Here is a 2,251-nt window from a genome sequence, read left to right as displayed (position 1 = left end):
GGCAACCATCCGGGTACGGGCAGCCGGGTCGCCACCCCGAGCAGGCCGGACCCCTCCCCCTCGACCGGGGCGACCGCCACGGGCCGGCTGGTGAGCGGCCGGAGCAGCTTGCCCAGGGTCAGGCCGGGCAGGTCCGGGGCGTCGGCGGCCACCACGGCCGCCTGGTCGTACCCGGTCAGCGCGGCCAGTACGGCGTTCACCGTCGGCTCGGGCACCTCGTGCACGGCGGTACCCGGCCAGATCACGGCGTCGGCGAGCCAGCGGTCCGCCGGGGTGACCGCCACCGCGGTCTCCACCTCGCTGAGCGTGGCGAGCATGTCGACGGTGTCCTCGGCCAGCGCGGTGCGCCAGTCCACCGGATCGATTCCCGGCGGCGCCCAGGTCACCGGGCCGAGCAACGCCACCACCACACGTCGGGTCACCCTCCGACCCTAGGGCCTGTGTCAAAGTCCTCGGTCGAGCCGAGGCGGAGTCCAGGCGGCGATCCGGCAAGGCGGATATTCGTCCGGATACCGGTGTTGTATCCGGACGGATCTCCAACGCGGCCGGTCGGCGTCTGGGCCCGCCGCAGGCCGGCCAGGGGCTTTGACACAGGCCCTCGTGCGCCCCACCCGCCGCGCGGTGGCGGGAGCGGGCCGGGCGGAGCGGCGCGGGTCAGCCGGGGACGGGTACGGCAGAGGCGGCGGCGACGCCTTCCAGGTAGCCGCGGGCCCGCTCGGTCTTCGGGTACCGACCGACGAGCTCCCAGAACCGGGCGTTGTGACTGGGCACGATCAGGTGTGCCAGCTCGTGCAGCAGCACGTAGTCGAGCACCCAGTCCGGCATGTCCTGGAGGCGGTGCGAGATCCGGATGGTCCGGTCGCCGGGGTGCAGGACCCCCACCGGCCGTTTTGGTTGGTGACCCAGCGGACGCTGGCGGGCAGGGCGTCGCTGCCCTGGTCGGGAAGGTAGAGGTTGATCAGGCGCAGCGCCCGGTCGAGCAGTTCGGTGTCGGAGCGGGCGAGCCGGCCCTCACGGGCGGCGAGCCGGGCGAGCATCCGGTCGACCCACTCGCTCTCCTCGGCCCGGGAGAACTGGTCGGGGATCAGCACCACGACCCGCTCCCCGTCGCGGTAGGCGGACACCGTGCGTCGCCGGCGCTGACTGCGCCGTACCTCGACGACCGGCTTCCGCGCCCCAGCCATCAGTGGGCCGCGCAGCCGTGCATTCCTGCCACGAGGGAAAGCTAATGCGTACTGACCAGGGGTCCGCAAGGGTCAACACCGCGACACGCGCCCGGAAAATGGTGGTTGGTCGCGAGGAGTCCCGAAAAAAACTGTCGACGACCATGTCGGGCCGCCCCGATCACCCTTCGTGGCGGCCGGAGAGGCACTCGACGCTCGCGTCCCACCCACCGTAGGTGATCACCCTCCGCTGCGCCGCTCGGGCCCCGTGCGGGCGTGTTTGGGGGTCTCCAACCGGCGTGTCCCCGGCAAACTCACTAATCCGGCCCATTCCGGCATGCACACTCTCGACGTCGACTTCCTCACAGTGTCGATGCACAGCTGACATGGATTCGCCCAGATCTGGGTAGGGTCCGCCAACCAGCGGTCACGAAGGTGTCCGCGGAGAAAGACCCAGCGCCTGGGCCCCGCGTGGCCCGCCGCCGGGAGACCCGCCGGGCCGGCTCGCCCGGCGGACGAGACGAGGAGGCTACCGTGGCCGACCAGGCCCAGACCTACAACGGTTACTGCGTCAAGTGCAAGGAGAAGCGGGACTTCGAGGGGCGCATCGAGGTTTCGAAGACCGGGATGAACATGGCCAAGGGCAAGTGTCCGGTGTGCGGCACAACAGTGAACCGCATCCTGGGCAAGGCCAAGGTCTGACGCGTACGCGTTCCGGGGGGAGGGGTGGCCGGCGGCCGCCCCTCCCCCGCGCCGTTCCCGGGGGGACGACGCTGTCGGGAGGGCGACAGAGTTACCCGCCGGTTGTGGATATCCCGCCGCTTCCTGTGGACAGCGCTGGACAGAGCGCCGCGCACCTGTGGACAACGATCGACGGACAGCGCGGACTCGGTCACGATCCGTCGTCATGAGCCCCTCGACCCACCCGACCCTGCTCTACTCCCCCGACGGGGATCCCCACCACACCTTGGCGCAGGCGCCCCAGCCCGACGAGCACCCTCCGGTGACCGTCACGCGCGACGACCGGACCGAGGTCCTCGACGACGAACAGTGACCGGCTGACGGCGTCGCCGGGCCGTCGGCCCACC

The 2,251-nt window shown here is 71.4% G+C and carries 3 protein-coding genes and 1 pseudogene; 2 read left to right on the top strand and 2 right to left on the bottom strand.

The features are described 5' to 3' along the window. Nucleotides 1–422 (bottom strand): hypothetical protein (locus tag JNW89_RS35290; RefSeq protein WP_238452325.1); only part of this gene is annotated, 422 nt, incomplete at its 3' end. A gap of 232 nt (nucleotides 423–654) precedes the next feature. Continuing rightward, nucleotides 655–1,184: pseudogene (locus JNW89_RS35285) on the bottom strand (M48 family metallopeptidase). 513 nt (nucleotides 1,185–1,697) lie between these two features. Here JNW89_RS35285 and JNW89_RS35280 point away from each other — a divergent pair. Together JNW89_RS35280 and JNW89_RS35275 are read left to right on the top strand one after the other, a co-directional pair. Next, complete coding sequence (locus JNW89_RS35280; protein WP_165945332.1) at nucleotides 1,698–1,865, top strand: DUF5679 domain-containing protein; 168 nt, start codon at nucleotides 1,698–1,700, stop codon at nucleotides 1,863–1,865. Nucleotides 1,866–2,070: 205 nt separating this feature from the next. Continuing rightward, a complete protein-coding gene (locus JNW89_RS35275) occupies nucleotides 2,071–2,217 on the top strand; it encodes a hypothetical protein (protein WP_238452324.1) in 147 nt (48 codons plus the stop codon). The last annotated feature ends 34 nt before the right edge of the window (nucleotides 2,218–2,251 follow it).

This window comes from Micromonospora sp. 4G55 (genome assembly GCF_016803375.1).
This window is presented reverse-complemented; position numbering and strand designations above follow the sequence as displayed.

Bases quoted from the DNA above. Each gene is read 5' to 3' on its own strand.
- JNW89_RS35275 (WP_238452324.1), top strand. From the start codon at position 2,071: ATGAGCCCCTCGACCCACCCGACCCTGCTCTACTCCCCCGACGGGGAT.